Source organism: Bradyrhizobium sp. PMVTL-01 (genome assembly GCF_051861855.1).
In the GTDB taxonomy this organism is placed as follows: domain Bacteria; phylum Pseudomonadota; class Alphaproteobacteria; order Rhizobiales; family Xanthobacteraceae; genus Bradyrhizobium.
In genome coordinates, this window is the sequence record NZ_CP193982.1 from 3895688 (window position 1) to 3921571 (window position 25884).

Below are 25884 nucleotides of genomic sequence, written 5' to 3' on the forward strand. Positions count from 1 at the left end.
TCACGCCTCGCCGAGGTCGACCTGGGTCAGCAACCCCTGGCGCAGCGCGAGGCGAACCAGCTCGATGTCGGAGCCGACGCCGAGCTTGTCCTTGATCAGGGAATGCAGGTTCGCCACCGTCTTCGGGCTGACATGCAGCGTCTCGGCGATCTCCTCCGTCGTCCTTTCGGCGAGCAGCAGCCGCAGCACCTCGAACTCGCGCGGCGTGAGCACATCGGCCGCCGAGCTCTCGCCGGCGAGCCGGCTCAGCGCCAGCTCGTGGTCGATGTCGGGGCTGATCGCGATCCGGCCGGCGAGCACGTCCATCACCGCGCGCACCAAGGTCTCGGGCGGGCTGGTCTTGGTGACATAGCCCCTCGCGCCGGCGCGGATCGCCTGCACGGCAAAGCCCGCATTCTGGTGCATGGTGAAAACGAGGATCTTTGCGCCCTTGTCCCGCTGCCGGATGCGCCTCACGGCCTCGATGCCGCCGATGCCGGGCATGCTCAGATCCATGATGACGAGATCCGGTGCCTCGGATTTGTAGAGCCGGTAGGCCTCCGCGCCGTCGGACGCTTCGGCGACGACACGCAGGCCCGGCTGCTTCTCGAGCACCGAGCGATAGCCCTCGCGGACGACGGAATGGTCGTCGACCAGCAGGATGGTCGCATCGCCCGCGCTCATGCCGCGTGATCCAATCGCTGCCGATCGGCGGCTTCGAGCGGAATGACGACACGCAATGCGGAGCCGCCGTTCGGCCCCGCCTCGAAACTCAGGCGGCCGCGCAGCGCCGCGACGCGTTCGCGCATGCCGAGCAGGCCCATTCCCGATTTCGCAGCGGGCTCGTTCGACCGTCCGTCATCGTCGATCGCAAGCGCGATCTCGTCGGCTCGCATCGTCAATTCCAGGCTGACCCTCGAGGCGTCCGCGTGTTTGGCAGCGTTGGTGAGGGCCTCCTGCACGATGCGGTAGAGGTTGGCGCTGACCGCGGCCGGCAGGGTCTCGAAGGCGCCGTCGAAACGGATCGAAAACCTCGTCTGGCCGCGGCTGCGCCCGTTCCAGCCCGCGACCAGCCCTTCGAGGCTGCCGACGAGCCCGAGCTCCTCGACGTCGGGCGGCCGCAGCCGGAACAGCGCACCGCGCAGCGTCTCCATCATGCCGGTTGCGGTCCGCGAAATACCGTCGCATTCGGACAGCAGCGACGGGCACTCCTGCGTGGCGGTCTGGCGGGCCGAGGAGGCCAGCGCGCGGATGGCGGCCAGCGACTGGCCGAACTCGTCGTGCAGCTCGCGGGCGAGATGGCGGCGCTCCTCGTCCTGAAGCGCGATCAGCTTCCGCGTCAGCTCGGCGCGCTCGGCAAGCGCGGTGTCGAGGCTTTGGGCGAGATGGTTGAAGACGTCGCGGATGGCGGAGAGCTCGGCGAGGTCGAACGGCGGTAGCCGTGCCGTGAGGTCACCAGCGGCGATGCGTTCGAGGCCGGTGCGGATCATGCGGGTCGGGCGCAGTGCGCGCGCCAATGCCGCGTAGACCAACACGCAGAGCAGCGGCAACGCGATCGCGAGGGCGAGCATCAGGCGGCCAGCCTCGTGCCAGGCTTCCGCGGTCTGCACCGCCGGATCGAGCCAGACGACAGCTTCGCCGATCTTCGCACCGCGCACGATCACCGGCCGTGCCGCCTCGCGACCGGGGTCGAACAGGCTGCGATAAAAGGCGGTGAAGGCCTGCGCCGGCGGGGGCGCCGGAGGCACGCCACTACAGAAGCGCTGCAGAATGTCGCCATTGGTGTCGCGGAATGCCAGGCACAGGCCGGGGGTCATGACATAGGCTGAAACGGGATCGAGGTTCGGAAAGTCCGAGCGCGGGCTCGCCACCCACTGGACCTTGCCCTGTTGCAGCTCCAGCGACTTCGCCACGATCGCGGCGATACCGTCGATGCGCGCATGCGCCGCGCGATCAGCCGTGACAAGGAAGTAGGTGGAGATCGCGGCGAAGCAGGCGGCCGATATCGCGGCCACGCGCAACGTCAGACGGACCTTGAGATCGAACCTCGGACGGTTCCACATCGGCAGGCACCTGCTACGACGGAATTGTCGCTTGCGCATTAAACGGCAGAACGCAGGCGGCGGGAAGCGTTCCTGCCGTACCGCAGTGCAACGTCGTGAAGATTTCTCGGCGTTCGTCGGGACAGTCACGGCTGCGTGGTCTCAAGCTCCACCTGCGGGAGAGGCGAAGCAAGCCGCATCGCGATCAGAACGTCAGCTGCACCTTCATCGACTGCGAACGGTCGCTGGCGAGTTCGAAGGCGGCGACCGCGTTCTCGAACGGCATGGTCGCCGTGATCAGCGGCTTGACGTCGATCAACCCTTCGCCCATCAGCCGCACCGCTAGCTCGAACTCGGGATCGAAGCGGAAGGTGCCGCGCAGCTGCAATTCCTTGGCGACGATGGAGTTGATCGGGAGCGTCATCTCGCCGCCGAGGCCGAGCTGCACCAGCGTCGCGCCGGGCCGAAGCACGTCGAGCGCAGTGCGGAGCGCGGCCTGATTGCCGGAGGCCTCGAACAGCGTGTCGAACACGCCCTTGCCGGCGCGCCAGGGATCCAGCGCGGCGGCATCGGTCGCGACGTTGATGGCATGCGTGGCGCCGAGCTTTTTAGCGACTGTCAGCGGGGCATCGGCAACATCGGTGACAACGATCTCGGACGCACCGCCAAAGCGCGAGACCAAAATCATCAGCGCACCGATCGGGCCGCAGCCGGTGATCAGCACGCGCTTGCCGAGCAGGGGGCCGGCCTGCTTGCCGGCATGCAGGCAGACCGCCAGCGGTTCGGCGACCGCAGCCTCCGCCAGCGACAGCTTGTCGGCGATCGGCACGGCCTGTGCTGCATCGATCGTGATGAACTCACGAAAGCCGCCCTGCACATGGGGAAAGCGCATCGCGCTCCCGAGAAAACGCATGTCGAGGCACTGGTTGCGCATGCCCTCCTGGCAATGCAGGCACGCCCCGCACGGCTTGCTCGGATTGACTGCGACGCGGGTGCCAGCCTTCACGCCGGTGACGCCATCACCGACGGCAGCCACCACGCCGGCGATCTCGTGCCCGAGCGCCATCGGCTGCTGGATGCGCACGACGCCGAAGCCGCCGTGATGGTAGTAGTGCAGGTCGGAGCCGCAGATGCCGCCATTGGCGATCTTGACGCGGACCTCGCCCGGGCCGGGCGCCGGATCGGGGTAGGTGTCGATCCGCAGGTCCTTCGGGGCGTGAATGACGACGGCGCGCATGGCTTGCTCCTTCGCTGTCTTGGCGGTCACATCGCGGCGATCATGCCGCCATCGACATAGATGATCTGGCCGTTGACATAAGTGGATGCGTCGGAGGCGAGAAAGATCGCGGCGCCCACCAGCTCGTCGGGCTTGCCCCAGCGCTTGGAGGGGATGCGGCCCATTAGCCAGTTGTTGAAATCGGCGTTGTTGACCAGCGCCTCGTTCATGTCGGTCAGCATGTAGCCGGGGCCGATCGCATTGGCCTGGATGCCGTGCTGGGCCCACTCCACCGCCATCGATCGCGTCAGGTTCTTGATGCCGCCCTTGGCGGCGGTGTAGGGCGCGATGGTGGGGCGCGCGAGCTCGCTGCCGAGCGAGCCGATATTGATGATCTTGCCGCGCTTGCGCGGGATCATGCGCTTGGCCGCCTCGCGCCCGATCACGAAGGCGCTGGTAAGGTTGGTCTCGATCACCTTGCGCCATTCGTCGGTGGTGAATTCGACCAGCGGCTTGCGGTGCTGGATGCCGGCGTTGTTGACGACGATGTCGACCGCAAGGCCGTTCTTATCGAAGTCGTTGAACGCCGCGACGATCGCGGGCTCGTCAGTGACGTTGAAGGCGGCGCCTTCGGCCTGATGCCCGGCGGCGCGAAACTCGGCGACGGCTTGCTCGACGCGCTTGGGATCGACGCCGTTGATGATGATCTTGGCGCCGGCCTTGGCCATGCCCTCGGCGATGGCGCGCCCGAGGCCGCGGGAGGAGCCGGTCACGAGCGCGGTGCGGCCGGAGAGATCGAAGAGGGAGGTGCTCATCTTAAGAAATCCTCAGATGTTGGAGCGGCGCACCGTGAGATCGGTGCGCTCGAAGACGGCAGGCAGGAGGTCGACGCCAAGGCCGGGGCCTTCCATCGGGAAGACATAGCCGTCCTTGATCACGGGCATCGTGGTGACGAGCTCATTGTACCAGCCCTTGTAGAAGGCGCGCACCGATTCCTGGATCAAGGTGTTGGGCTGGCTGAACGACATGTGGATGGCGGCGATGAAGCCGATCGGCCCGATGCAATCATGCGGTGCGAAGGGCCTGTGATAGGTCTCGGCCATCGCCGCGATCTTGCGTCCTTCGGTGAGACCGCCGGTCCAGCACAGGTCCGCCATCACCACATGCATGGCGTCGCGGTCGAGCATGTCCTTGTAGGGGAAGCGCGAGCCCAGCGTCTCGCTGGCGCAGACCCAGACATCAGTCGAGCGGGCATACTCGGCCAGCGCCTGCGGCGAGTTCATGCGGATGGGATCTTCGTACCAGGTCGGCGTGTAGGGCTCGAGCGCTCGCGCGATCTGCTTTGCCGTCGGCAGATTCCACAGCGAATGGAGTTCGACCATGATCTCCATCTTGTCGCCCACCGCTTTGCGGATCCTCTCGAACGGCTCGATCGCCTGCTTCATCTGCGCGGCGGTGATGTAGAGGCCCTTGTTCTCCTGCGCCGCCGGATCGAACGGCCAGATCTTCATGGCCGAGATGCCGCTTTCCAGGAGGCTTTCGGCGAGCGCATCGGCGTTGTTCATGAAGCCGTCGAGGTCTTCATAGGGGCCTTTGGAGGCGCCGAGATTCCAGTTCGCGACCGGGCTGATATTGGTCGAGCGAACGTACTGCGTGCCGGCGCAGGTGTTGTAGATGCGCTGCTTGTCGCGGCAGAGGCCGCCGAGCATCTGGTGCACAGGCTGATCGCAGACCTTGCCGAACAGGTCCCACAGCGCGATGTCGATCGCGGAGGCCGCGCGATATTCGACGCCGGTCGAGGACTGCGCCATCGGCAGGTTCAGCATGTCGCGATGGATCGCCTCGATGTGCAGGGGATTGCGGCCGAGCAGGCGGCCGGCAAAGGTGTCGTGAATCTGCGCCTCGATCGCGCCGGCGCCGTAGAAGGTCTCGCCGAGACCGATCAGACCCGTGTCGGTGTGGATGCGCACCCAGATGACGTTGGAGAATTCCTCGGTGCGCAGTGTCTCGATCGACGTGATCCTCACGACAACTCTCCTCCCTCGAAAGGCGCCTCGCGCCCGACGTCTCTTTTCGCGCTGCAGCATGTCGCAGATCGCGCGGGAGTCTTACGCCTGCTTGTAATATATCACAACATGTTTTAAGTGTGCCACAAACAAGGCGCCACCCTGCAACGAGAGCGCGGGCTGACGGGAGAGGACGACATGGCACGGCGCAAGCGCGCGCTCGAGGTGGTGAGAGACGAGGACGACAGTGAGGGCAGACCTTCCCGCCGTAACCGTCTCAACTTCTTCGAGCTCGCCTATCAGAGGATCGAGGAGCTGCTCGTTCATTGCGAGCTCAAGCCTGGCCAGTTCATGACGATGCTGGAATTGCAGCAGATCACCGGCTTCGGCCGCACGCCGGTGCATCACGCCGTCAATCGTCTCTCCGCCGATACGCTCATCATCATCCGTCCGCGCCATGGCCTGCACATCGCGCCGATCGATCTCGCGCGCGAGCGCATGCTGCTGGGCCTGCGCCGCGACATTGAGCGTTTTGTCATTCGCCTCGCGGCGGATCGCGCCAGCCTGTCCCACCGCAATCAGGCGCTGCACATCGAGCGTTTGCTGCGCGAACGTCGTGCCAGTTTGACACTCGATGAATTCAACAGCCTCGACCGCCGCATCGACGCGCTGGTGCTGGAGGCGGCCGGCGAGCCCTTCCTGGTCCACACGCTGCGCCCGCTGCACACGCTGTATCGCCGCATCGGTTACATCCACCACCGCTTCATGCCGGGGCAGGCCGATCTGTCCGGCACGATCGATCATCATCTCGCCATTCTCAGTGCCGTCGCCAACCGCCGCGTCGAGGACGCCGTGAAGGCCAGCGATGCGCTGATCGACTACATGGGCGAGATGTTCACGGGCATGGAGGCGGGAATCGATCCGCGACTGCTCGATTGCAGTATCGAGCCGCTGCTCGGCTCGTAGAGAGTTTTGAAGAAAGGAAGAAGAATGACAACAATGGCGCTGCCACAACCGACCGCGAGCGAAGCCGCGGTCCGCTACCTCATCACCAACTACAGTCCCAAGGGCAACAAGGTCGGCTGGCTGATGATGGCCTCGATCCTGGTCGAGGCCTGGGATCTCTACTCGATCGCCTTCGTGCTGATCTTCATCAAGGAGCAGTACAATCCCGATCCGCTGATGCTGGGCCTTGCCGCGGCGGGCACGCAAGGCGGCGCGCTGATCGGCGCGCTGCTCGGCGGCTGGATGTCCGACAAGATCGGCCGTCGCGTCATGTTCCTGGTGACGATGGTGCTGTTCATCGTGCTGGCGCTGGCGCAGGCCTTCGTGCCGAGCGTGGGTTGGCTCGTCGTGATCCGCTTCCTGCTCGGCATCCCGCTCGGCTCTGATATCTCGACCGGCTATACCTACATCATGGAATCCATGGCCAAGGGTGAGCGCGAGGTCATGGGCAACCGCTGGCAGTTCATGTTCGCCGTCGGCGAGGTGCTGACCATCGGCGTCATCGTGATCTTCCTGCTGGTCGACATGCAGCACGAGATGCTGTGGCGCGTGACGCTCGGTCTCGGCGCGGTGCCGGCGCTCATCATCCTGATCATGCGCCACGACGTGCCGGAGACTGCGGTATGGCTGGTGCAGAAGGGACGCTACCGCGAGGCCAAGCAGGTCGCGCGCGAGATGTTCAACGACAATCTCGACATGCTGCCGGACCACGACGTGGAAGTGCCGAAGGTCTCGACCCGCGCCTTCCTCGCCGACCTCAAGAAGGATCCGATCCGCTGGCGCGCCACGCTGTACGGCTGGATCGCCTGCTTCGCGCAAGGCAGCGAGTTCTCGACCTTCGCCTTCTACCTGCCGGTGCTGTTCGTGATGGTCGGCGTGTCCAGCGTGCTCGGCAACAACCTCGTGACGATGGGATTGTTCTGCTTCGCCGCTCTGTCGGGCTGGGTCGGTCCGCTGCTGACGCCGAAGATCGGCCATCGCGGCATCGCGATCGCAGGCTTCGGCATCGTGCTGGCCTCGCTGCTGGTCGCGGCCTTCGCGCTCTACACCGACAACAAGATCCTGCTGCCGTTCGCGGCCGCCGCGATGCTGTGGGGCCACTATTGGGACGCCTCGAACTGCATGACGATTCCGACCATGGTCGCCAAGCCGAAATATCGCGGCACCGCCAGCGGTTTCGCCTACATGTTCGTGAAGCTGCCGTCGTTCCTGGCGATCTTCCTGTTCCCCTCGCTGTTCGCCGCGATCGGGCAGGCCAACGCCACGCTGTTCGTCGCGATCTTCCCGCTGATCGGATTGCTCGCCGCAATCTTCATCCTGCCGGAAGTCTACGGCTACGAGAACGATTGACGATGCGTGAGCCCCGATCGCGGCCTCATGGCCGCGATCGGGCTCCTTGCCCTGGGGGCTGAGGCATCGCAAACAATCGCAGTGAATTCGCTGCCGTTACCTGATCGCCGCCGCCAGCGCCGCGATCAGAGCGGGGGGCGTCACCAGCATACCGAGCTTGAGGAACGGCCAGGCACTGAGCTCGATCTTCTCCCGTCGGAGCGCAACCAGCCAGAGGATGGTGGCGAGCGATCCCGTCACCGACATGTTCGGTCCGAGATCGACGCCGATCAGGATCGCGCTGACGACCGGCGCCGGCAGATGATCGCTGGCCGCGACCGAGCCGGCGATAAGACCGACCGGAAGATTGTTGGCGATATTGGTGCCGATCGCGGTGGCGATGCCGACGCTCCAGGCAGCCTTCGGCACCGATTGTGCGACGGCCTGGTGCAGCAGCGCGCTGAGCTGCCCGATCACGCCGGTCTCGATCAGCGCTTCCACCATGACGAAGAGTCCGCCGACCAGCGGCAGCACGCTCCACGACACCCCCCTGAGCACCGGCAACGGCGACTGACTGCTGAGCAGCAGCACGAGCGCCGATGTCACCACCCCGCAGATGAAGGTCGGCAGGCCCAGTTGCTTGTCGAGCGCTGAGGCCGTGACCAGCACGACGCCGATTGCGACGATGCCCATTGCCGTCAGCTTGCCGCCGCGGCCGAGCTTTGGATGCGGCACGCTGCGGGCGATGGTCTCTTCCTTGAGCGCGCGGTGCTGGGTCAGGCGCAGCACGACATAGGTGAGCAGGATCGAGACCGCCGAGGGCAGGGCGAACAGGCGCAGCCATTCGGTCAGGTGCGGCATGCGCGCGCCGAACACCACGAGGTTGGCGGGATTGGAGATCGGCAGCACGAAGCTTGCGGCGTTGGCAATGAACGCGCAGACGAACAGATAAGGCAGCGGTTTCGCGCCGGCCGCGCGCGTCGCCGCATAGACGGCCGGCGTCAGCACGATCGCGGTGGCGTCGTTCGAGAGCAGCACGGTGACCATCGTGCCGACGAGATAGATCAGCAGGAACAGCCGCTGCGGCGAGCCGCCTGCATATTCGACCGCGAGCGCGGCGAGATAGTCGAACAGGCCCTCGAGCCGGGCGAGCTCGGCGATCAGCATCATGCCGATCAGGAAGAGATAAACGTCGAGGCCCTTCTCGATGCCGGCAAGCGCATCCTGCCACGGCAGCAAACCGGACAGCACGAGGGTGCCGGCGCCGATGACCGCCCAGATCGCCTCGGGCAGGCGGAACGGGCGGATGACGACGCCTGCGGTCGCAGCGACGATGATGCTCCAGGCCCAGATGGCGTCAGACGGCACGTTCAGTCCTCGATGTGGAACGGGTTCATTCGGCAGCGATATCCGATGTCACCGGCGCTGTCTTCCCCTGCGGTCGCAAGGCGCCATGCCGCGTCTCGGGCAAGGCGAGGAGGCAGATGACGGCGCCGATCGCCGCGACCATGCCGAGCGCGATGAAGGCCGCACTGTACCCCGCGCCGACCACCACGAAGCCGGCGAGCGCCGTCGACAGCGCGGCTCCGATGCCCTGAGCGGTGATGACCGCGCCTTGCGCGACGTTGAAGCGCCCGGTGTTGCGCATGAGGTCGGCAACGATGACGGGGAAGATGGTACCGAAGATGCCGGCACCGACGCCGTCGAGAAGCTGCACGCCGACCAGCCAGAATGGATTGTCGGAGAGCGTATAGAGCGTGCCGCGAACGGGCAGGATCAGGAGCGCCGCGAGGAAGAAGCGCTTGTGTCCCCACCGGTCGGCCCTCGCGCCGACCAGCATCGCGAACGGCACCATCACCAGTTGCGCCGCGACGATGCAGGCCGACATCAGGCTGGTGCCCATGTTCTTGTCCTGGAGTGCGAGCTTCTGTCCGACCAGCGGCAGCATGGCTGCGTTGGAGAGGTGAAACAGCGCCGTGCAGATCGCGAAGACGAGCAGGGGGCGGCAGGTCAAGAGCACCGCGAGGCCCGAAGGTGTCTCCCGCTGGGCGTCGCCGTGGGCATCGTGCAGTCCGCGGGCGAGGTCGTGGTCGATGGCCTGTTCGGGGATGGCGACAATGCTGGCGAGGCTTGCGATCGCCATGGCGCCGAGCAGGTAGAATACGACGGTCGGTCCGAACCAATAGGCGGAGACCCCGGCAAGCGTCGCCGCGACCGCGTTGCCGGCGTGATTGAAGGTCTCGTTACGGCCAATCCGCCGGGTAAAGGCGGCGTGGCCGAAGATGCCGAGCGAAACGGCTGCAATCGCCGGCGGAAAGATCACAGCGGCAGCCTGTGCGACCCCTTGCGAGATCACGACCGGCAGAAAGCCGGGAAGCAAAGGCAGAGACAGCGAGGCTGCTGTCACCATGATGGCGGCGACAAGCATCACGGCTCGCTTCGCCCGCGTCGCGTCGACCAGCGCGCCGGCCGGCGTCTGGGCCACGATGCCGGCAATTGTTGCGATCGACATCACGAGGCCGATGCGGGCCTCGTCCCAGCGTTGCTCGGTGAGGAGATAGACGGCGAGGTAGGGGCCGAGCCCGTCGCGAACGTCGGCAAGGAAGAAATTGGCCGCATCCAGCGCTCGGCCGGCGCGCCTCGTCAGATCGGGGTCCTGGCTCGACATCGGTGTCTCGATCGAGGCGCGGAAACGTCCGCGCAGAAACGGACGTCATGGCATCTTTGTTCCGCCTCAGAATTTCATGGCCAGCAGCACCGCGCCGGCGCCGATCATGGCGATGCCGAGCCAGCCCTGCGCCGTCGGCCGCTCGCCGAGAAAGGCGAAGGCGAACAGCGCGACCAGGACGACGCTGAGCTTGTCGATGGGGGCGACCAGTGTTGCGGGGCCAAGCTTCAGTGCACGGAAATAGCAGAGCCATGAAGCGCCGGTCGCAAGTCCCGACAAAACCAGGAATAGCCAGGTTTTTGAGGAGACCGCCGAGGGCACGACGAACTGTCCGGTGAAGAACAGCAGCGCCGAGAAGGCGAGCAGCACCACGATGGTGCGGATGAAAGTGGCGAGATCCGGATTTATGTTCTCGACGCCGACCTTGGCGAAGATCGCGGTCAGAGCCGCAAAGCAGGCCGAAAGCAGTGCCCAGGTTTGCCAGGCGGAGAGAAGGGCGGGTTTCATATCATCGATATCCGTTGTTTCCAGGGCCGCGCGCAGCGTCGTCATTGCGAGCGCAGCGAAGCAATCCAGACTGTCTCGGCGGAAAGATTCTGGAATGCTTCGCTGCGCTCGCAATGACGGAGTTTGTGGCTGCCTCGTGCAATTAAAGCACTCACCTTGCCATGGACAGCTTCTCCGTGATCGCCTTGCGCAGGATGCGCGAGAGCGATTCGACGGAATACGGCTTCTGGATCAGCTCGAAACCGCGATGGGCGTTTTCGGCGAGCACGTTGCTGTAGCCCGAGGTGAGCACGACGGGCAGGCCCGGATAGCGCTCGCGGATGATACCGGCGAGCTCGACGCCGTTCATGCCGGGCATGATCACGTCGGAGAAGACGAGGTCGACGGCGAATTCGTTCTCGCCGAGGATCGCGAGGGCGGCGTTGGCGTTGGCGACGCGGCGGACGACGTAGCCGAGGTCTTCCAGAAGCTCGGTCGAGAACTGGCCGACATCGTCATTGTCCTCGACCACGAGCACGCGGTAGCCGCGCCCAGTGGTCGCAGCCTCGCTGGTCAGCGCCGCGGCTTCCTTCTCGGTCGCTGGGCTTTGAGCCTGCGGCAGGTAGATGGTAAAGGTTGCGCCTTCGCCCTGCGCGCTCGTCACCGCGATGTCGCCCTCGGACTGCTTGGCGAAACCGAACGCCTGGCTGAGGCCGAGGCCGGTGCCCTTGCCGACTTCCTTGGTGGTGAAGAACGGTTCGAAAATGGAGTCGAGATGTCCCGGTGCGATGCCGCTGCCGGTATCCTTGACCGAGATCGCGACATAGTCACCGCCACGTGGTGACTGCGCGCGCAGGCTGGGAATCCCCTGGACCTTGCGCACGGCAATGGTGAGGCGGCCTTCACCCTCCATGGCGTCGCGGGCGTTGATGGCGAGGTTGATCAGCGCGGTCTCGAACTGTGCGATGTCGGCGACCGTGAAGCAATCCGCGTCCTGGATTTCGACGCTGATCTCGATGCGCCCGCCGACCAGCGGCCGGACCAGCTGCGCCACGCCCTCGACCTGGCTGCCGACATTGAAGATCTGCGGCTTCAGCGGCTGCCGGCGCGCGAAGGCCAGCAGCTGCGCGGTCAGCTTGGAGGCGCGCTCGACGGTGTCGGAGATGGCGTCGACATAGCGGCGGCGGCGCTCTTCCGGCAGCTCGCGCCGGCGCAGGAAGTCGGTCGCCGAACGGATGATGGTGAGGAGGTTGTTGAAGTCGTGCGCGACGCCGCCGGTGAGCTGGCCGATCGCCTCCATCTTCTGCGACTGCCGCAGCGCCTCCTCGCCGAGGCGGCGCTCGGTGATGTCGACGGCCTCGGGAACTGCGCCGGTGATGTTGCCGTGGCGGTCGAGCACGGGGCGCATGCCGAAGTCGAAATCGCGTTCGCCGATCGGCAGGCGCAGCCGCATCTCGAGCCTCACGGCTTCGCCCTTCAGGACGGTCATGAAGGCGTCGCGCGCGACATCGCTCATGCCAGGCGTTCCCGTGAACCACGGCGTATCCCAGAACGGCTTGCCGATGACATCCCGCGCCTCGGCGCGGATGCCGTCGAGTGCGTTCTTGTTGGCGTAGAGCAGTTCGCCCTCGAGATCGACGAGGCCCTGATACTGGTTGCTGGTCTCCAGGATCGCGCGCAGCCGGGCCTCGTTGGATTCGAGCTCGGCGGTGCGCTCGGCGATGCGTTCCTCCAGCGTCTCGTTGAGCCGCCGGAGCTCCATCTCGGCCTGCTTGGCAACGGTGATGTCGTGGGCGACGCCGATGAAGCCGATATGCTTGCCGGTCGGGTCCCAGCGTGGCTGCGATTCCGAGCGCAGCCAGCGCCATTCGCCGCTGGCGTTCCTGTAGCGCGCTTCCAGCACGAAGGGCTTCAGCGAGGCTTCGCCTTGCACCGATTGCTGCAGCACATGCGGCAGGTCGTCGGGATGCAGCACCTTGCGCCAGTCGAAATCGATCGCCTGGTCGTAGGGCAGGCCGACGAAGTCGACATAGGCCTGGTTGGCGAAGGAGCGCTTGCGATCGAGCTTGGTGACCCAGATCGGCACCGGCGCACTGTCGGCGATCAGCCGGAAGCGCTCCTCACTCTCGCGCAGCGTCTCGCGCGCGAGCGCCTGGTCGGTGATGTCGATATGGGCACCGACGAGGCGGACGGCGCGGCCGTCGCCGTCACGCTCGATCTTGGCGACGACCCGGATCCAGCGGATCTCGCCGTCGCTCGGACGGATGATGCGGTATTCGGCGGTGTAGTCCTCGCTGGTCCCGGAAAGCGCCTCCAGGAAGTGTTTCACCGCCGCGTCGCGGTCATCAGGATGGATACGGTTGACCCAGTCCTCATGCGACTCGTCGGCGGCCTCCGGCGGCAGGCCATGGATCATCAGATATTCCGGCGAGCGGCGGTTCTTGAAGCCCTCGCGGAAGTCGACCTCGAGACCGCCGACCTTGCCGATGCGCTGGATGCGCGCGAGCTCGGCCTCGCGCTCCTGGAGCGCGCGATAGGCGTTGTCGCGCTCGCGCGCGACGTCTTCGAGGTGCTGGCGCAGCCTTTCGGCGGCGATGGTCTCGGGCAAAGGATCGTTCAAGGCGTCGGCCGTTGTGAGGCGTATGCGCACGTGCCGGACCGATATTCACACAGACGGAGCGCGATGGCCATTGCTTCGAGGAAATAGACTGTCTGGAAGAACCCCGCGGCCAGCCAGAACGCGGGAAAATGCGGTCAACCAACGCCAAGTCTGGCATTTTGTTCCTGATATTGGAACGATGCGGCTGCGGACGCGTCTTCGCGAGGCGCCACAACTCTCATTCATAAAACCCCCTTTTCGAAGAGGCTAGATCTTGAAGCTCTTTGTCTGCCAGTCCTGTGGCAACGTCCTCTATTTCGAGAACCGCGCCTGCGAACGTTGCGGTCACCGCGTCGCCTTCCTCCCGGAGAAGGAGACGATGTCGGCGCTCGAGCCCGACGGCGAGGCTCAGAGCGGGGCCTGGAGGACCCTGGCCGACAACGGCAGGGGGCGCATGCTGTGCCGCAATGCCGAGTACGATGCCTGCAACTGGCTGACGGACACCGACGATACCAACGGCTATTGCCGCGCCTGCCGCCACAACGGCATCGTGCCGGACCTGTCGGACCCCGCGCAGCTCGCCCGCTGGCGTGAGCTGGAGGTGGCAAAGCACCGGCTGTTCTATTCCCTGATCCGCTGGAAGCTGCCGCTGCAGAACCGTCAGGACGATGCCGTGCACGGCCTGATCTTCAACTTCCTCGCCGACGATCCGAACAGCGGACAAAAGATCATGACCGGCCATGACAACGGCCTGATCACGATCGCGCTGACCGAGGCCGACGACATCGAGCGCGAGCGGCGCCGGCTGGAGATGGGCGAGCCTTACCGGACACTGCTCGGGCATTTCCGCCACGAGGTCGGACATTATTTCTGGGACGTGCTGGTTCAGGGCGGCGGCAAGCTCGACGAATGCCGCGCGGTGTTCGGCGACGATAGAGCCGATTACGGCCAGGCCCTGCAGCGCCACTACGCCGAAGGCGCCCCCGCTGACTGGCAGCAGAATTACGTCTCGGCCTATGCCACCACGCACCCCTGGGAAGACTTCGCCGAGACCTGGGCGCACTATCTCCACATCGTCGACACCCTTGAGATGGCTTCCGAGTTCGGCATGGAGGTGCGCCCCAAGGTCGATCGCGACGGGGAGCTGACGGCGCGCATCCGTTTCAACCCCTACGAGGCCAGGGACGTCCAGGCGCTCATCGACGCATGGCTGCCCTTCACCTTCGCCATGAACAGCGTCAACCGGGCCATGGGCCTGCGCGACCTCTACCCCTTCATCCTGTCGCCGGCGGTGGTCGGCAAACTGGGCTTCATTCACGGCCTTGTCCGGGACGCGGCCAAGGCGCGGAAGGCGTAGGCAGTCCCAAGGGCACCTCGCGCCTGTTTCGGTCTTGCGCTGGTACGCCAGAGCGGGCCGGATTTAGACCGTTGCCTCCGGCCCATTTTGATGTACCACGGGAGCCACACGGCCCGTCCCATAGGCCCCAACGGCCGGGGAAGGGTCCCGCCCAAGGTCGAGACTCAAGAAAAGCATGTTCAAACGCATTCTGATCGCCAATCGCGGCGAAATCGCCTGCCGGGTCATCAAGACTGCCCGCAAGATGGGAATTCAAACGGTTGCGGTCTATTCCGAGGCCGACCGCGATGCCCTCCATGTCGAAATGGCCGATGAGGCGGTGCTGATCGGCCCACCGGCCGCGGCCGAGAGCTATCTGGTGATCGAGAAGATCGTCGAGGCCTGTCGCAAGACCGGCGCCGAGGCCGTGCATCCCGGCTACGGCTTCCTGTCCGAGCGCGAGGCGTTTCCGCGCGCGTTGGAGGCGGCCGGCATCGTCTTCATCGGCCCGAACCCCGGCGCGATCGCCGCGATGGGTGACAAGATCGAGTCCAAGAAGGCCGCCGCAAAAGCAAAGGTCTCGACCGTGCCCGGCTATCTCGGCGTCATCGAGGACGACAAGCACGCGGTCCGCATCGCCGACGAGATAGGCTACCCCGTGATGATCAAGGCCTCCGCCGGCGGCGGCGGCAAGGGCATGCGCATCGCGCATTCCAAGGCCGAGGTCGCCGAGGGCTTCAACCTCGCCAAGGCCGAGGCCAAGGCCTCGTTCGGCGACGACCGCGTCTTCGTCGAGAAGTTCATCGTCGATCCCCGCCACATCGAGATCCAGGTGCTGGGCGACAAGCACGGCAACGTGATCTATCTCGGCGAGCGCGAATGCTCGATCCAGCGCCGCAACCAGAAGGTCATCGAGGAAGCGCCGTCGCCGCTGCTGGATGAGGCCACCCGCCGCAAGATGGGCGAGCAGGCAGTCGCGCTGGCGAAAGCCGTGAATTACGATTCCGCCGGCACCGTCGAGTTCGTCGCAGGCCAGGACAAGAGCTTCTACTTCCTGGAGATGAACACGCGTCTCCAGGTCGAGCATCCCGTCACCGAGCTCGTCACCGGCGTCGACCTGGTCGAGCAGATGATCCGCGTGGCCGCCGGCGAGAAGCTCGCCATCGCGCAAAAGGACGTCACGCTCACCGGCTGGGCGGTCGAGTCGCGCCTCTATGCGGAAGATCCGTTCCGCAACTTCCTGCCGTCGATCGGGCGTCTCGTGAAGTATCGCCCGCCGGCCGAAGCCAGCAAGGACGGCATCACCGTGCGCAACGATACCGGCGTGCAGGAGGGCGGCGAGATCTCGATCCATTACGATCCGATGATCGCCAAGCTCGTCACCCATGCGCCGTCGCGCGCGGCTGCGATCGAGGCGCAGGCCACTGCGCTGGATTCGTTCTATGTGGACGGCATCAGGCACAACATCCCGTTCCTGTCGGCCTTGATGCATCATCCGCGCTGGCGCGAGGGGCGGCTCTCGACCGGCTTCATCGCCGAGGAGTTCCCCAAGGGTTTTGCGGTGCGCGTGCCCGAAGGCGAGGTCGCGCGGCGGATCGCCGCCGTCGGTGCCGCCATCGATCACGTGCTCGGCGAGCGCAAGCGGCAGATCTCGGGCCAGATGGGCGGGCGCGTCGTGCAGCGCGAACGCCGCCGCGCGGTCTGGCTCGACCGGCAGGAGATTTCGCTCGAGGTCGGACGTGAGGGCGAGGCGATCGCGATCCGCTTCATCGATCCCGAGGGCAAGGCCGGCAATCCGCATCTGCTGCAGTCGCCGTGGAAGCCGGGCGATCCGGTCTGGCAGGGCACCATCGACGGCCACTTCATCGCGGTGCAGGTGCGGCCGATTGCCAACGGCGTCCGTCTTGCGCATCAGGGCGTCGAGGTGCCGGTCTATGTCTGGACCGAGACAGAAGCGACGTCCGCCCGGTTGATGCCGGTGACGGCAGCCTCCGACACCGGCAAGAAACTGCTCTGTCCGATGCCGGGCCTCGTGGTCTCGATCGCGGTGAGCGAGGGGCAGGAGGTCAAGGCCGGCGAGACGCTCGCCGTGGTCGAAGCCATGAAGATGCAGAACGTGCTGCGCGCCGAGCAGGACGGCACCGTGAAGAAGATCCACGCCAGTGCCGGCGCGACGCTCGCGGTCGACGCGCTGATCTTGGAGTTTGCGTAAGAGATGTGAGTGGGCCCTCGTCGGGCTCCACGAACACCGTCATTGCGAGCGCAGCGAAGCAATCCAGACTGCCTCCGCCGAAAGACCCTGGATGGCTTCGCTTCGCTCGCAATGACGGGGTATGCTGCGGCCTTCTTGACCTAACCGAGACATCATCATGGCCTTTCGATCCCGCCGCGAGAAACTGCGTTCCATCCTGTCGAGCGGGACTTGCGTCCATCCCGGCTCGGTCTATGACGCGATCTCGATCCGCATCGCCGAGGATCTCGGCTTTCCCCTCGGGATGTTCGGCGGCTCGGTGGCTTCGCTCGCCGTGCTCGGCGATCCCGATATCACCCTGATCACGCTCACCGAGCTTTGCGAGCAGATGCGGCGGATGTCGCGGGCCTCCACACTGCCCGTGCTGGTCGATGCCGATCACGGCTACGGCAATGCCCTCAACGTGCGTCGCACGGTGCAGGAGCTGGAGACCGCCGGCGCTGCCGGCCTTACCATCGAGGACACTTTGCTGCCGGCCGCCTTCGGTGAAGCAAAGACGCAGCTGATCTCGCTGGAGGAGGGCGTCGGCAAGATGAAGGCCGCGCTCGGCGGCCGCCGCGATCCGTCGCTGGTGATCATGGGCCGCACCGGTGCGGCCTCGATCACCTCGATCGAGGATGCGGTCCGCCGCGCCAAGGCCTATGAGACGACCGGCGTCGACGCGCTGTTCTTCACCGGCATCAGGTCGCGTGCCGAACTGGAAGCGGTCGCATCGGCGACGCATCTGCCTATCGTGCTTGGTGGCGCGCCGGACGATTTGAGCGCGCTCGATTATCTCGCCAGCCAGCGGGTGCGCATCGCGCTGCAGGGCCATGCGCCGATCGCCGCGGCGACGCAGGCCGTCTACGAGACGCTGAAGGCGCTCCGCGAAGGCGCGCCGCCCAAGGCACTCAACGGTCTGGCATCCGCGGAGCTGACCAATCGGGTCATGCGGGAGGCCGAGACGAAGGCGCGCAGCGCCGAATTTCTCGGATTGAAGACATGAGCCGGGCGATCCTCCAGGTCATGATCCGCGGCCGCGTCCAGGGGGTCGGCTATCGCGCCTGGGTCGAAAGCCAGGCCACCGCGAGCGGTCTCGAAGGCTGGGTCCGCAATCGCCGCGACGGCAGCGTGGAAGCGCTGTTCGCGGGGGCGCCGAACCACGTCGCCGACATGGTCGCACTGTGCCGTCACGGTCCCCCATCCTCACGCGTCGACAGCGTCACCAGTGAAACGGCGAGTGCGGACGAGCTGGATCTGCGCAGGGCAGGGGAGAAGTTTTCGGTGCTGCCGACGGTTTGAGAGCCAATTCTCTTTCGGCGCGAGCGGTGCGCTCCCTCGCCCGTTCTTACGGGGAGAGGTGCAGAAGTCATCATCTCGGCAATTTGGCGATGGCTTCGCTCAGCTCGTGGATCTCATACGGCTTGCGCAGGATCGGGAAGTCGCCGCGCACGCCGGCGGCGACCTCGCTGTAGCCGGTGGCGAGCAGGATCGGCAGGCCGGGGCGGATCTGACGCAGGCGATGGGCGAGGGTGAGGCCGTCCATCTTGCCGGGCATCACGATGTCCGAGAACACGAAGTCGACGCCGTTGGTCTCGATCTCCCGCAATGCCGCTTCGGCGTCGGCAACCCGGCGCACCTGGTAGCCGAGCTGCTCCAGAAGGCCGATGCTGACGAGCGCGACCTCGGGATTGTCCTCGACGAGAAGCACCGTTCCGCTGCCGCGGAACGGCATCGCTTCCGCGGTGTCACGTGCCGGCGCATCCGTGCCCCGCGGCAGCAGGATGGTGAACGTCGTGCCCTTGCCGAGTTCGCTTGCAACCTTCACCGTGCCGCCGGCCTGATGAGCGAAGCCGTGCACCTGCGAGAGGCCGAGGCCGGTGCCCTTGCCGATCGGCTTGGTGGTGAAGAACGGCTCGAAGATCTTGTCGACGACGTCGGCGGGAATGCCGACGCCGGTGTCGGCGATGTCGATCGCCACGAATTCGCCGGTGAGCGGGATCTCGTCCAGCACCACGTTGCGGGCGCTGATCGTCACCGTGCCGCCGTCGGGCATCGCATCGCGGGCATTGATGACGAGATTGAGCAGCGCCGTCTCGAGCTCCGAGACGTCGGTCCTGACCGGCCAGACCTCGGACGCGATGTCGAAGGTGAGGCGCACGGAGCTGCCGACGCCGGCGTCGAGCACCGCGCGGATCGCCGCGACGCGTTCGGCGAGATCGATCGCCTGCGGGTTGACGCTCTGTCGCCGCGCGAAGGTGAGGAGCTGGTTGGTCAGCGCGGCGCCGCGCCTGGTCGCGGTCTCGATCGCGGAGATCGCGCGCTGAAGCCTGGCGTCTTCGATGGACCCCTTCTTCAGGATATGGAGGCTGCCGCTGATGATCATCAGGAGGTTGTTGAAGTCATGGGCGACGCCGCCGGTGAGCTGGCCGAGGGCATCGAACTTCTGGGATTCGGCGAGCTGCTTCTGCATCGCCTCGAGCTTGAGCTGGGCATTGCGGCGTTCGGTGATGTCGCGCGTGATCTTGGCGAAGCCGACGAGGGTTCCATCCTCGTAGATCGGATCGATCACCACGCTCGCCCAGAAGAACGTCCCGTCCTTGCGAACGCGCCAGCCTTCCTCTTCGTAGCGGCCCTTTTCCCGCGCAATGCCGAGCGCTCGCGCGGGTTTGCCGTTGGCGCGGTCGGTCTCGGTATAGAAACGGGAGAAATGCTGGCCGACGATTTCGTCGGGCGCGTAGCCCTTGATGCGCTCGCCGCCGATGTTCCAGCTGGTGATGGTGCCGCTGGGATCGAGCATGTAGAGGGCGTAGTCGGCAACTCCTTCAACCAGCAGCCGGAAACTGCGCTCGCTTTCGAACAAGTCTCTCTGCTGACTGAACTTTTTTACCATTCCTAGACCCCGCCTCGACAGGAGCAAACGCTCAGGCCAGCGCTTTGGTTCCGGCTCTCTGGGAACTTTTTAGGCAAATGCCGCAGACGGGATGCAGGGGGCGCCCGGCAAATGCCCTTGACATACAGTCGCGCCCGTCAGATATTTCTGTTATGACAGAAATGCCCGGAAAGAAGAAACTTCCCGCTGCCGTCGAGCGCTTTATCCTGCATTGGGGCGACATGGGAGACGAGTGGGGCGTCAATCGCTCGGTCAGCCAGATCCACGGGCTGCTCTATCTGTCCGAGGCGCCGATGACGGCCGAGGACATCGCCGACACGCTCGGCATGGCGCGCTCCAATGTCTCCAATTCGCTGAAGGAGCTGCTCGCCTGGAACCTGATCCGGCGGGTGCCGATCCTCGGCGATCGCCGCGATCATTTCGAAGCCGAGACCGACATCTGGGAGGTCGCGGTCCGGATCGCGGCGCGGCGCAAGGAGCGGGAGCTCGATCCGGCCATCGCGGCGCTCCGGGCCTGCGTGTCCGATGCCGCCGACGATCCGGCCATTAATCCGGTCGCGAGCAAACGGCTGAAGGAGATGCTCGCCTTCACCGAGCTCGCCGACCATTGGTTCATGCAGATGCTGAAGGTGCCGCGGCCGCGGCTGGTCGCGCTGATGCGGCTTGGCGAGAAGATCGCCAACCTGCTGCCGCTGGGCAAGGCCAAATAGCGTTGAGGAGGGGGCGATGACGTCGGCTCGATTACCAGGCTTAGGCGCATCTCCCTCCGCTCACACCAGACTGCTCGACGATCGCCGCTTCCGTGCGCTGTTGCCGGACGAGGATTGGGGCCGCCTGCCGCTCGCGACCTGGCGGCGGTTTTCCAAGCGGGTCGACGATGGTGACAGCGTGATCTATGTCGGTGTCGTCGACGAGGTCACCTTCAGCGATATCGGCTGGTGGATCGCGCAGGCCGCACGGCTGATCGGCGGGCCATTGCCGACCGGCCGCGACACCGGCGTGCCCATGATCGTGACCGTTACCGAGGACGGCGCCACCGGCGGCCAGACCTGGACGCGCATCTGCGCGCGCAAGCGCGGCTTTCCGCGGGTGATCCATTCGGCAAAATGCTTCGCCGGCCCTACCGGACTCCAGGAATATGTCGGCTTCGGCGTGTCGATGGCGCTACGCATTGCGGTCGAGGGACAGGCGCTGACCTTCCGCAGCGCCGGTTACGGCCTCCAGCTCGGACGGCTTTGGATTCCGCTGCCGCAATCGCTCACGCCGGGCGACCTCACGGTGACGCATACGGATCTCGGCTGGGGCGCCTTCCGCTTCACTCTTGATGTCACTCACCCGCGCTACGGCGCGCTGATCCACCAGTCCGCCGTCTTCAGGGAGGCCGTATCATGACGCCGCTGTTGTGGACTCTCATCGCGGTCCAGATCGTGATGGGCGCGTTCGACACCTTCTATCACCACGCATTCACCGAGCGCCTGGCTTGGCGGGTGTCGCAGCGTTTCGAGCTGAAGCTGCACGGCATCCGCAACATTCTCTATGCGCTATTGTTCCTGCTGCTCGGCTGGCTCGAGGTTTACGGCTTGCTGGCGCTCTTGATGGCCGCCGTGCTGATCGCCGAGATCGTCATCACGCTGATGGATTTCGTCGAGGAGGATCTGAGCCGAAAGCTGCCGCCAAGCGAGCGCATCAATCACACGCTGCTGGCGATCAACTACGGCGCCATCCTCGTGCTGCTGCTGCCGGTGCTGATCGCCTGGGCGATGCAGCCCGTCGGCGTGACCGTCGTCAATCACGCTCTGCTCAGCATGGCCGCCAGTGCCTGCGCGGTCGGCGCGGCGCTGTGCGGCCTCAGGGATTTTGCGGCGATGCGCCGGCTCGGCCGGATGCGGAGCGTTCCGGCGGCCGGACTCGTCGAGAAGCTGCACGGCCGCAAGACCGTGCTGATCACTGGCGCGACCGGCTTCATCGGCAGCCGGCTCGCCGCGAGCCTCAGCGGGGCAGGGCATCACGTCATCGCGCTGATCCGCAATCCCGTGAAGGCCGAGATGCTGCTGCCGCCGGTGACGCTGATCACCAGCCTCGATCAGCTCGCCGCGGACACGCCAATCGATGCCATCGTCAATCTCGCCGGCGAGCCGATCGGCAACGGTCTTTGGACCGAGGCAAAGCGCGCGAGGATCGTCGGCTCACGCGTCGACATGACCGGCGAAGTGGTCAAGCTGATCGCGCGGCTGGAGCGCAAGCCCGAGGTGCTGGTCAGCGGCTCCGCGATCGGCTGGTACGGCCTGTGGGCCGACCAGGTGCTGACGGAATCGGCGAAGTCACATGCCTGCTTCAGCCACGAGCTGTGCGCGGCCTGGGAAACGGCGGCGCGGCCGGCGGAGGAGCTTGGCGTCCGCGTGGTCTATTTGCGCATCGGCCTCGTGCTCGGCACCGAAGGCGGCTTCATCACGCGCATGCTGACGCCGTTCGAGTTCGGCCTCGGCGGTCCGCTCGGCACCGGGCGGCAATGGATGTCCTGGATCGAGCGCGACGATCTGATCCGGCTGATCGCCTATGTGATCGCAACGCCCGATCTCGGTGGTCCCGTCAACGCCACGGCGCCGATCCCCGTCACCAACGCAAGGTTCACCGAAGAGCTCGGCCGCCGCCTGCACCGGCCCGCGGTGTTCCGCATTCCCGGCGGCCTGCTGCGCCGGATCGGCGGCAGCTTTGCCGACGAGCTGTTGCTGGGCGGTCAGCGCGTGCTGCCGAACAAGGCGCTGAGCCGTGGCTTCGTGTTCCGCCATAAGACATTGCGCAGCGCGTTCGAGGCGATCTTGTAGGCGCTCGCAGCGTCAAGCGGCGGCGCTCTTGAACGTCGCGGCCACCGCGCGTAGCGCGGCCAGCTTGGCGGGGGCGCTGACCTTCGAATGCAGCATTACCTTGGAGCTGCCGAGCTTCGGCAGCCTGTGCGCAGGACCGATGTCGACCAGACCGGACGGCGCGATCCGCCGCGCCAGCGGTGCAATCGCAAGTCCCGCCAGCGCGGCGGCGACCACCGCGGTGACGCCGCCGCCGACAAAGCGCTCGCGCCAGGCGAGGCCGGCCTTGTCGAGCGCGCGCACGGCGACGGCGCGCACCCCGCAGGGCGGGGCGAGGGTCGCGAGCGGCAGCGGCTCACCCTTCGGCAGGGTGAAGCGCCGTGACGCGAACCAGCCGAACTCGTCTTCGGCCAGCTTCTCGCCGCCGCGGCGGCTGCCTTCCTGGCGGATGATCACCGCATCCAGCTCGCCCGCGTCATAGGCGTCCTGCATCTCGCGCGAGAAGCCGATCGTGACGGCGAGGGTGAGGTTTGAGGACATCGCGTGCAGGCGTTCGAGCAGCGGCACCAGCTCGGGGCCGGCAGCGTGATCGGAGATGCCGAGCGAGAGCGACTGGGCGGCTGAAGCTTCGCCCGAGAGCGCGCGATCATGCGCCTCCATCAGCGCGCGGGCGCGATCGAGGAACGCGGCGCCCTCGGCGGTCAGCCGGACCGCGCGTGGCGAGCGTTCGACGAGACGTTTTCCCAGCAGTGTCTCCAGCCGCTGCAGCTTCAGGCTGACGGCCGCTTGCGTGCCGCCGAGCGCCTCGGCGGCGCGCGTAAAACTCTGGAGGTCGGCGACCAGAAGGAAGGCCTGGACGGTGGCGATGTCGAGCGTGGTTGTCATTACAAATCATTATCACTGTTATCAACATAGATAAGATACCAAAATGACAGCCGGAGGTCTAGTTTCTCACCAACGCTGCAGGAAATGCCGCGGCAATCGAGGAGAAAGACCATGCCCCTGATCACTGTGTCCTACACCACCTCCCGCCAGTCGCCCTCGCTCACGGCCGACATCGCGAACGCGGTGTCCGAGCTCACCGCCGAGATATTGCACAAGGATCCCAAGGTGACCGCGATCATCGTGAAGTCCGTCGATCCCGGCGACTGGTTCGCCGGCGGCAAGTCGCTCGCCGAACAGAAGCTCGCCAGCTACTGGATCGACATCCACGTCACCGAGGGCACCAACACCAAGGACGAGAAGGCGGCTTATCTCGCAGCCATGTTCAAGCGCATGGCCGGGATTTTGGGCCCGCTGCATCCCGAGACCTACCTGCATGTCGACGAGGTCAGAGGCGATGCCTACGGTTTCGGCGGCCTGACGCAGGAGCGGCGCTACATCGCCGGCAAGCTCGAGGTTGCGCTGGAGGCGGCGTGATGTTGCAGGCCGCGGCTGAACGATCTCACCCGCGGCCTGAGGCCATCAGCTTGCGGCGCGGAACTGCACCTCGGCGTTGTTGATGAAGCACGTCTTGTCGAACAGTCTCAGGGGTTCGGCAAGCGGACATCGCCGGCGTCAGTGCGGCGGCGGCTTTCGCCGCGAGCATGCTCCAGGCCGAAAACCCTTCCGTCGCAGCGACGCGGTCAAGCGCGTCGTGGAGCGGAATGCTGGCTTCGCGCGACAGGCGCTTTGCCTTGCGCTTCAGATGGTAGATGGGCGCAGACAGTTTCATCGTGAAAACCTCCCATTGCGAGCATGGATCGCAACCCCTCCTTATGCCTGGCGCTCGAACAGTCGGCCGATGATCAACTCGCCCGGCATGAAGTCTGCTTTCCCGGCGGAGGGGGGAGGCGTGGGCGGCACCGAAACAAGGATAGCTGATTCCGCAGCCTCGGAGAACGAGAGCCAGTTACGGCGAGCAGGAAAGGTCAGACGGCCGCCTCTGGCAGCAGCGCGCGGGTCGGCCCGAACAGCTCCTCGAATGCCTGGCGCAGCGCGATATCGACATCGGTCATGGTCACCAGCTGACCGAGATCGACCAGCGAGGTGACGCCGTAGCGGGCGTCGCTGACGCCGCAGGGCACGATGCCGGCGAAATGCGACAGCTCCGGCTCGACATTGATGGCGATGCCGTGGAACGACACCCATCGCTTCAGCCGGACACCGATCGCCGCGATCTTGTCCTCGTAGTCGGGCCCCTTGTCGGGCCTCTTCACCCAGACGCCGACTCGGTCCTCGCGCCGTTCACCGCGGACGTTGAAGGCGGCGAGCGTCTTCAGGATCAACTCCTCCAGGCTGGCGACATAGGCCCGCACGTCCGGCCGGCGGCGCTTGAGGTCGAGCATGATGTAGGCCACCCGCTGGCCTGGCCCGTGATAGGTGAGCTGGCCGCCGCGCCCGGTGGCGAAGGTCGGGAATCGGGCATCGAGCAGGTCGCTTTCCTTGCCCGAGGTGCCGGAGGTGTAGAGCGGGGGGTGCTCGAGCAGCCAGACCAGTTCCGGCGCCTCGCCCGCCGCAATGGCCGCGACGCGCGCCTCCATGGCGGCCACCGCATCCGGATAGGGCACCGGCGCGTCCGAGATTCGCCATTCGACGGGATCGCCGCCGGAGGCGGAAAACCACGTCAAATCGAGGTCTTGACGTGGGTTTTGGCGGGGGTTTTGGGGCGAATTAACCATTGGCTAACCATAACGTGGTGATGATCCCGGGAGCAAATGCCAAGCCTCTGGCGCAAGTCCCAAGTTGCGGCGGTTCTGACAGTGCCCACTCTCGATAAAGTCAGCGTGGATCTCATGGTCGTCCTCGGGACGACCACGATGCCGATCCATCAAGTATTACGTCTTTCCCGCGGCGCCATCATCGAGCTGGACGCAACCGAGGCCGACGAGGTCAAGGTTCTCGCCAACAACCTCCCGGTTGCCTCCGGCGTCGTGCTGGTCGACCGCAACCGGATCGCGGTCGAGGTCAAGCAGATGCTGCCGCGCTCGCCGGGGACCCGGTAAGGCCCCGGGTTACACGGCAAGGGGCGGGCAAGCGGTAGCGACCTGGGTATCCGATAAGGCCGATCTCCTGGGGAGCGCGGCGTTTTTCATGCCAAGCTTGTGGAATTCAGGGCTTTTGCAGGCTTGTATCCCCCTGGTGGATTTGTTAGATCGGCGCCGCTGATCCGGCCACCCGAACGACCTCAGGCCGGCATCTCCTAGCGCTCGTGGCGGAACTGGTAGACGCGCTGCCTTGAGGTGGCAGTGGGTAACACCGTGGGGGTTCGAGTCCCTCCGAGCGCACCAATCCGCGTAAGTAATTGAAATA

24 protein-coding genes, 1 tRNA gene and 1 pseudogene are annotated in these 25884 nt (G+C 65.7%); 12 read left to right on the top strand and 14 right to left on the bottom strand.

Annotated elements, in window-relative coordinates; genetic code table 11:
• The 6 genes from ACRQ5Q_RS18750 to ACRQ5Q_RS18775 form a co-directional block, all read right to left on the bottom strand.
• On the bottom strand, positions 1-663 hold the full coding sequence (locus tag ACRQ5Q_RS18750; RefSeq protein ID WP_439399426.1) for a response regulator: 663 nt from the start codon (positions 661-663) through the stop codon (positions 1-3).
• On the bottom strand, positions 660-2042 hold the full coding sequence (locus tag ACRQ5Q_RS18755) for a HAMP domain-containing sensor histidine kinase (RefSeq protein WP_439399428.1): 1383 nt from the start codon (positions 2040-2042) through the stop codon (positions 660-662). Before ACRQ5Q_RS18755 ends, ACRQ5Q_RS18750 begins: the two co-directional genes overlap by 4 nt.
• A gap of 184 nt (positions 2043-2226) precedes the next feature.
• A complete protein-coding gene (locus tag ACRQ5Q_RS18760; protein WP_439399430.1) occupies positions 2227-3258 on the bottom strand; it encodes an L-idonate 5-dehydrogenase in 1032 nt (343 codons plus the stop codon).
• Between the two features lie 26 nt (positions 3259-3284).
• Complete coding sequence (locus tag ACRQ5Q_RS18765) at positions 3285-4052, bottom strand: SDR family oxidoreductase (protein ID WP_439399432.1); 768 nt, start codon at positions 4050-4052, stop codon at positions 3285-3287.
• A 12-nt stretch (positions 4053-4064) separates the two neighbouring features.
• The gene (locus tag ACRQ5Q_RS18770; protein WP_439399434.1) at positions 4065-5264 is read right to left on the bottom strand and encodes a mandelate racemase/muconate lactonizing enzyme family protein; all 1200 of its coding nucleotides are present in this window, start codon (positions 5262-5264) and stop codon (positions 4065-4067) included.
• 81 nt (positions 5265-5345) lie between these two features.
• Positions 5346-5570 carry a hypothetical protein gene (locus ACRQ5Q_RS18775; RefSeq protein WP_439399436.1) on the bottom strand — a complete coding sequence of 75 codons (225 nt, stop codon included), beginning with the start codon at positions 5568-5570 and terminating at the stop codon, positions 5346-5348.
• A gap of 24 nt (positions 5571-5594) precedes the next feature.
• Between ACRQ5Q_RS18775 and ACRQ5Q_RS18780 the strand changes: the two genes are divergently transcribed.
• Together ACRQ5Q_RS18780 and ACRQ5Q_RS18785 are read left to right on the top strand one after the other, a co-directional pair.
• A complete protein-coding gene (locus tag ACRQ5Q_RS18780) occupies positions 5595-6209 on the top strand; it encodes a GntR family transcriptional regulator (RefSeq protein WP_439399437.1) in 615 nt (204 codons plus the stop codon).
• Positions 6210-6233: 24 nt separating this feature from the next.
• On the top strand, positions 6234-7598 hold the full coding sequence (locus ACRQ5Q_RS18785) for an MFS transporter (RefSeq protein ID WP_439368699.1): 1365 nt from the start codon (positions 6234-6236) through the stop codon (positions 7596-7598).
• A 96-nt stretch (positions 7599-7694) separates the two neighbouring features.
• Here the strand turns inward: ACRQ5Q_RS18785 and ACRQ5Q_RS18790 are convergent, their stop codons facing one another.
• The 4 genes from ACRQ5Q_RS18790 to ACRQ5Q_RS18805 form a co-directional block, all read right to left on the bottom strand.
• Positions 7695-8945 (bottom strand): arsenic transporter, encoded by a 1251-nt coding sequence (locus ACRQ5Q_RS18790; protein ID WP_439368698.1) that lies wholly within the window; start codon positions 8943-8945, stop codon positions 7695-7697.
• 25 nt (positions 8946-8970) lie between these two features.
• Complete coding sequence (locus ACRQ5Q_RS18795) at positions 8971-10245, bottom strand: MFS transporter (protein ID WP_439399439.1); 1275 nt, start codon at positions 10243-10245, stop codon at positions 8971-8973.
• 66 nt (positions 10246-10311) lie between these two features.
• Positions 10312-10752, bottom strand: coding sequence for an EamA family transporter (locus ACRQ5Q_RS18800; RefSeq protein ID WP_439368696.1), 441 nt, complete (start codon positions 10750-10752; stop codon positions 10312-10314).
• 151 nt (positions 10753-10903) lie between these two features.
• Positions 10904-13381 carry a PAS domain S-box protein gene (locus tag ACRQ5Q_RS18805; protein WP_439368695.1) on the bottom strand — a complete coding sequence of 826 codons (2478 nt, stop codon included), beginning with the start codon at positions 13379-13381 and terminating at the stop codon, positions 10904-10906.
• Positions 13382-13604: 223 nt separating this feature from the next.
• On the opposite strand from ACRQ5Q_RS18805, the gene ACRQ5Q_RS18810 reads away from it, so the two are divergent.
• The 4 genes from ACRQ5Q_RS18810 to ACRQ5Q_RS18825 all read left to right on the top strand — a co-directional run bounded on the left by ACRQ5Q_RS18810 (position 13605) and on the right by ACRQ5Q_RS18825 (position 18198).
• Entirely contained in the window at positions 13605-14687 is a 1083-nt protein-coding gene (locus ACRQ5Q_RS18810; RefSeq protein ID WP_439399441.1) for a zinc-binding metallopeptidase family protein, read from the top strand.
• A gap of 175 nt (positions 14688-14862) precedes the next feature.
• Positions 14863-16878 carry an acetyl-CoA carboxylase biotin carboxylase subunit gene (locus tag ACRQ5Q_RS18815; protein WP_439368692.1) on the top strand — a complete coding sequence of 672 codons (2016 nt, stop codon included), beginning with the start codon at positions 14863-14865 and terminating at the stop codon, positions 16876-16878.
• A 157-nt stretch (positions 16879-17035) separates the two neighbouring features.
• Entirely contained in the window at positions 17036-17902 is an 867-nt protein-coding gene (locus ACRQ5Q_RS18820) for an isocitrate lyase/PEP mutase family protein (protein WP_439368691.1), read from the top strand.
• Entirely contained in the window at positions 17899-18198 is a 300-nt protein-coding gene (locus tag ACRQ5Q_RS18825; protein WP_439368690.1) for an acylphosphatase, read from the top strand. Before ACRQ5Q_RS18820 ends, ACRQ5Q_RS18825 begins: the two co-directional genes overlap by 4 nt.
• A gap of 70 nt (positions 18199-18268) precedes the next feature.
• Here ACRQ5Q_RS18825 and ACRQ5Q_RS18830 read toward each other — a convergent pair whose 3' ends face one another.
• The gene (locus tag ACRQ5Q_RS18830; protein ID WP_439368689.1) at positions 18269-19789 is read right to left on the bottom strand and encodes an ATP-binding protein; all 1521 of its coding nucleotides are present in this window, start codon (positions 19787-19789) and stop codon (positions 18269-18271) included.
• Between the two features lie 152 nt (positions 19790-19941).
• Between ACRQ5Q_RS18830 and ACRQ5Q_RS18835 the strand changes: the two genes are divergently transcribed.
• Genes ACRQ5Q_RS18835 through ACRQ5Q_RS18845 form a run of 3 tightly spaced genes read left to right on the top strand, consistent with a single transcriptional unit; the run spans position 19942 to position 22614 of the window.
• Complete coding sequence (locus ACRQ5Q_RS18835; protein ID WP_439368687.1) at positions 19942-20499, top strand: GbsR/MarR family transcriptional regulator; 558 nt, start codon at positions 19942-19944, stop codon at positions 20497-20499.
• Positions 20500-20515: 16 nt separating this feature from the next.
• On the top strand, positions 20516-21181 hold the full coding sequence (locus ACRQ5Q_RS18840) for a DUF4166 domain-containing protein (RefSeq protein WP_439368685.1): 666 nt from the start codon (positions 20516-20518) through the stop codon (positions 21179-21181).
• On the top strand, positions 21178-22614 hold the full coding sequence (locus ACRQ5Q_RS18845) for a TIGR01777 family oxidoreductase (RefSeq protein WP_439399443.1): 1437 nt from the start codon (positions 21178-21180) through the stop codon (positions 22612-22614). Before ACRQ5Q_RS18840 ends, ACRQ5Q_RS18845 begins: the two co-directional genes overlap by 4 nt.
• A 12-nt stretch (positions 22615-22626) precedes the next feature.
• Here ACRQ5Q_RS18845 and ACRQ5Q_RS18850 read toward each other — a convergent pair whose 3' ends face one another.
• Positions 22627-23478, bottom strand: coding sequence for a LysR family transcriptional regulator (locus ACRQ5Q_RS18850; RefSeq protein WP_439399445.1), 852 nt, complete (start codon positions 23476-23478; stop codon positions 22627-22629).
• 111 nt (positions 23479-23589) lie between these two features.
• On the opposite strand from ACRQ5Q_RS18850, the gene ACRQ5Q_RS18855 reads away from it, so the two are divergent.
• Entirely contained in the window at positions 23590-24012 is a 423-nt protein-coding gene (locus tag ACRQ5Q_RS18855; RefSeq protein WP_439368681.1) for a tautomerase family protein, read from the top strand.
• A gap of 130 nt (positions 24013-24142) precedes the next feature.
• On the opposite strand, the pseudogene ACRQ5Q_RS18860 reads toward ACRQ5Q_RS18855, so the two are convergent.
• A pseudogene (locus tag ACRQ5Q_RS18860) lies at positions 24143-24307 on the bottom strand (DNA helicase); the annotation flags it as partial.
• A gap of 196 nt (positions 24308-24503) precedes the next feature.
• Positions 24504-25253 (bottom strand): lipoyl(octanoyl) transferase LipB, encoded by a 750-nt coding sequence (gene lipB, locus ACRQ5Q_RS18865; RefSeq protein WP_439399447.1) that lies wholly within the window; start codon positions 25251-25253, stop codon positions 24504-24506.
• A gap of 81 nt (positions 25254-25334) precedes the next feature.
• On the opposite strand from lipB, the gene ACRQ5Q_RS18870 reads away from it, so the two are divergent.
• Both ACRQ5Q_RS18870 and ACRQ5Q_RS18875 read left to right on the top strand, forming a co-directional pair.
• Entirely contained in the window at positions 25335-25577 is a 243-nt protein-coding gene (locus ACRQ5Q_RS18870) for a FliM/FliN family flagellar motor switch protein (protein ID WP_283042900.1), read from the top strand.
• Between the two features lie 200 nt (positions 25578-25777).
• Positions 25778-25862, top strand: a tRNA-Leu gene (locus tag ACRQ5Q_RS18875).
• Positions 25863-25884 lie beyond the last annotated feature (22 nt).

Coding starts and splice junctions, on each gene's coding strand:
- ACRQ5Q_RS18820 (WP_439368691.1), top strand. CDS start 17,036: ATGGCCTTTCGATCCCGCCGCGAGAAACTGCGTTCCATCCTGTCGAGC.
- ACRQ5Q_RS18750 (WP_439399426.1), bottom strand. CDS start 663: ATGAGCGCGGGCGATGCGACCATCCTGCTGGTCGACGACCATTCCGTC.
- ACRQ5Q_RS18825 (WP_439368690.1), top strand. CDS start 17,899: ATGAGCCGGGCGATCCTCCAGGTCATGATCCGCGGCCGCGTCCAGGGG.
- ACRQ5Q_RS18785 (WP_439368699.1), top strand. CDS start 6,234: ATGACAACAATGGCGCTGCCACAACCGACCGCGAGCGAAGCCGCGGTC.
- ACRQ5Q_RS18795 (WP_439399439.1), bottom strand. CDS start 10,245: ATGTCGAGCCAGGACCCCGATCTGACGAGGCGCGCCGGCCGAGCGCTG.
- ACRQ5Q_RS18845 (WP_439399443.1), top strand. CDS start 21,178: ATGACGCCGCTGTTGTGGACTCTCATCGCGGTCCAGATCGTGATGGGC.
- ACRQ5Q_RS18780 (WP_439399437.1), top strand. CDS start 5,595: ATGACGATGCTGGAATTGCAGCAGATCACCGGCTTCGGCCGCACGCCG.
- ACRQ5Q_RS18815 (WP_439368692.1), top strand. CDS start 14,863: ATGTTCAAACGCATTCTGATCGCCAATCGCGGCGAAATCGCCTGCCGG.
- ACRQ5Q_RS18775 (WP_439399436.1), bottom strand. CDS start 5,570: ATGAACGAGCAGCTCCTCGATCCTCTGATAGGCGAGCTCGAAGAAGTT.
- ACRQ5Q_RS18840 (WP_439368685.1), top strand. CDS start 20,516: ATGACGTCGGCTCGATTACCAGGCTTAGGCGCATCTCCCTCCGCTCAC.
- ACRQ5Q_RS18765 (WP_439399432.1), bottom strand. CDS start 4,052: ATGAGCACCTCCCTCTTCGATCTCTCCGGCCGCACCGCGCTCGTGACC.
- ACRQ5Q_RS18830 (WP_439368689.1), bottom strand. CDS start 19,789: ATGGTAAAAAAGTTCAGTCAGCAGAGAGACTTGTTCGAAAGCGAGCGC.
- ACRQ5Q_RS18835 (WP_439368687.1), top strand. CDS start 19,942: ATGACAGAAATGCCCGGAAAGAAGAAACTTCCCGCTGCCGTCGAGCGC.
- lipB (WP_439399447.1), bottom strand. CDS start 25,253: ATGGTTAATTCGCCCCAAAACCCCCGCCAAAACCCACGTCAAGACCTC.
- ACRQ5Q_RS18755 (WP_439399428.1), bottom strand. CDS start 2,042: ATGTGGAACCGTCCGAGGTTCGATCTCAAGGTCCGTCTGACGTTGCGC.
- ACRQ5Q_RS18850 (WP_439399445.1), bottom strand. CDS start 23,478: ATGACAACCACGCTCGACATCGCCACCGTCCAGGCCTTCCTTCTGGTC.
- ACRQ5Q_RS18855 (WP_439368681.1), top strand. CDS start 23,590: ATGCCCCTGATCACTGTGTCCTACACCACCTCCCGCCAGTCGCCCTCG.
- ACRQ5Q_RS18800 (WP_439368696.1), bottom strand. CDS start 10,752: ATGAAACCCGCCCTTCTCTCCGCCTGGCAAACCTGGGCACTGCTTTCG.
- ACRQ5Q_RS18760 (WP_439399430.1), bottom strand. CDS start 3,258: ATGCGCGCCGTCGTCATTCACGCCCCGAAGGACCTGCGGATCGACACC.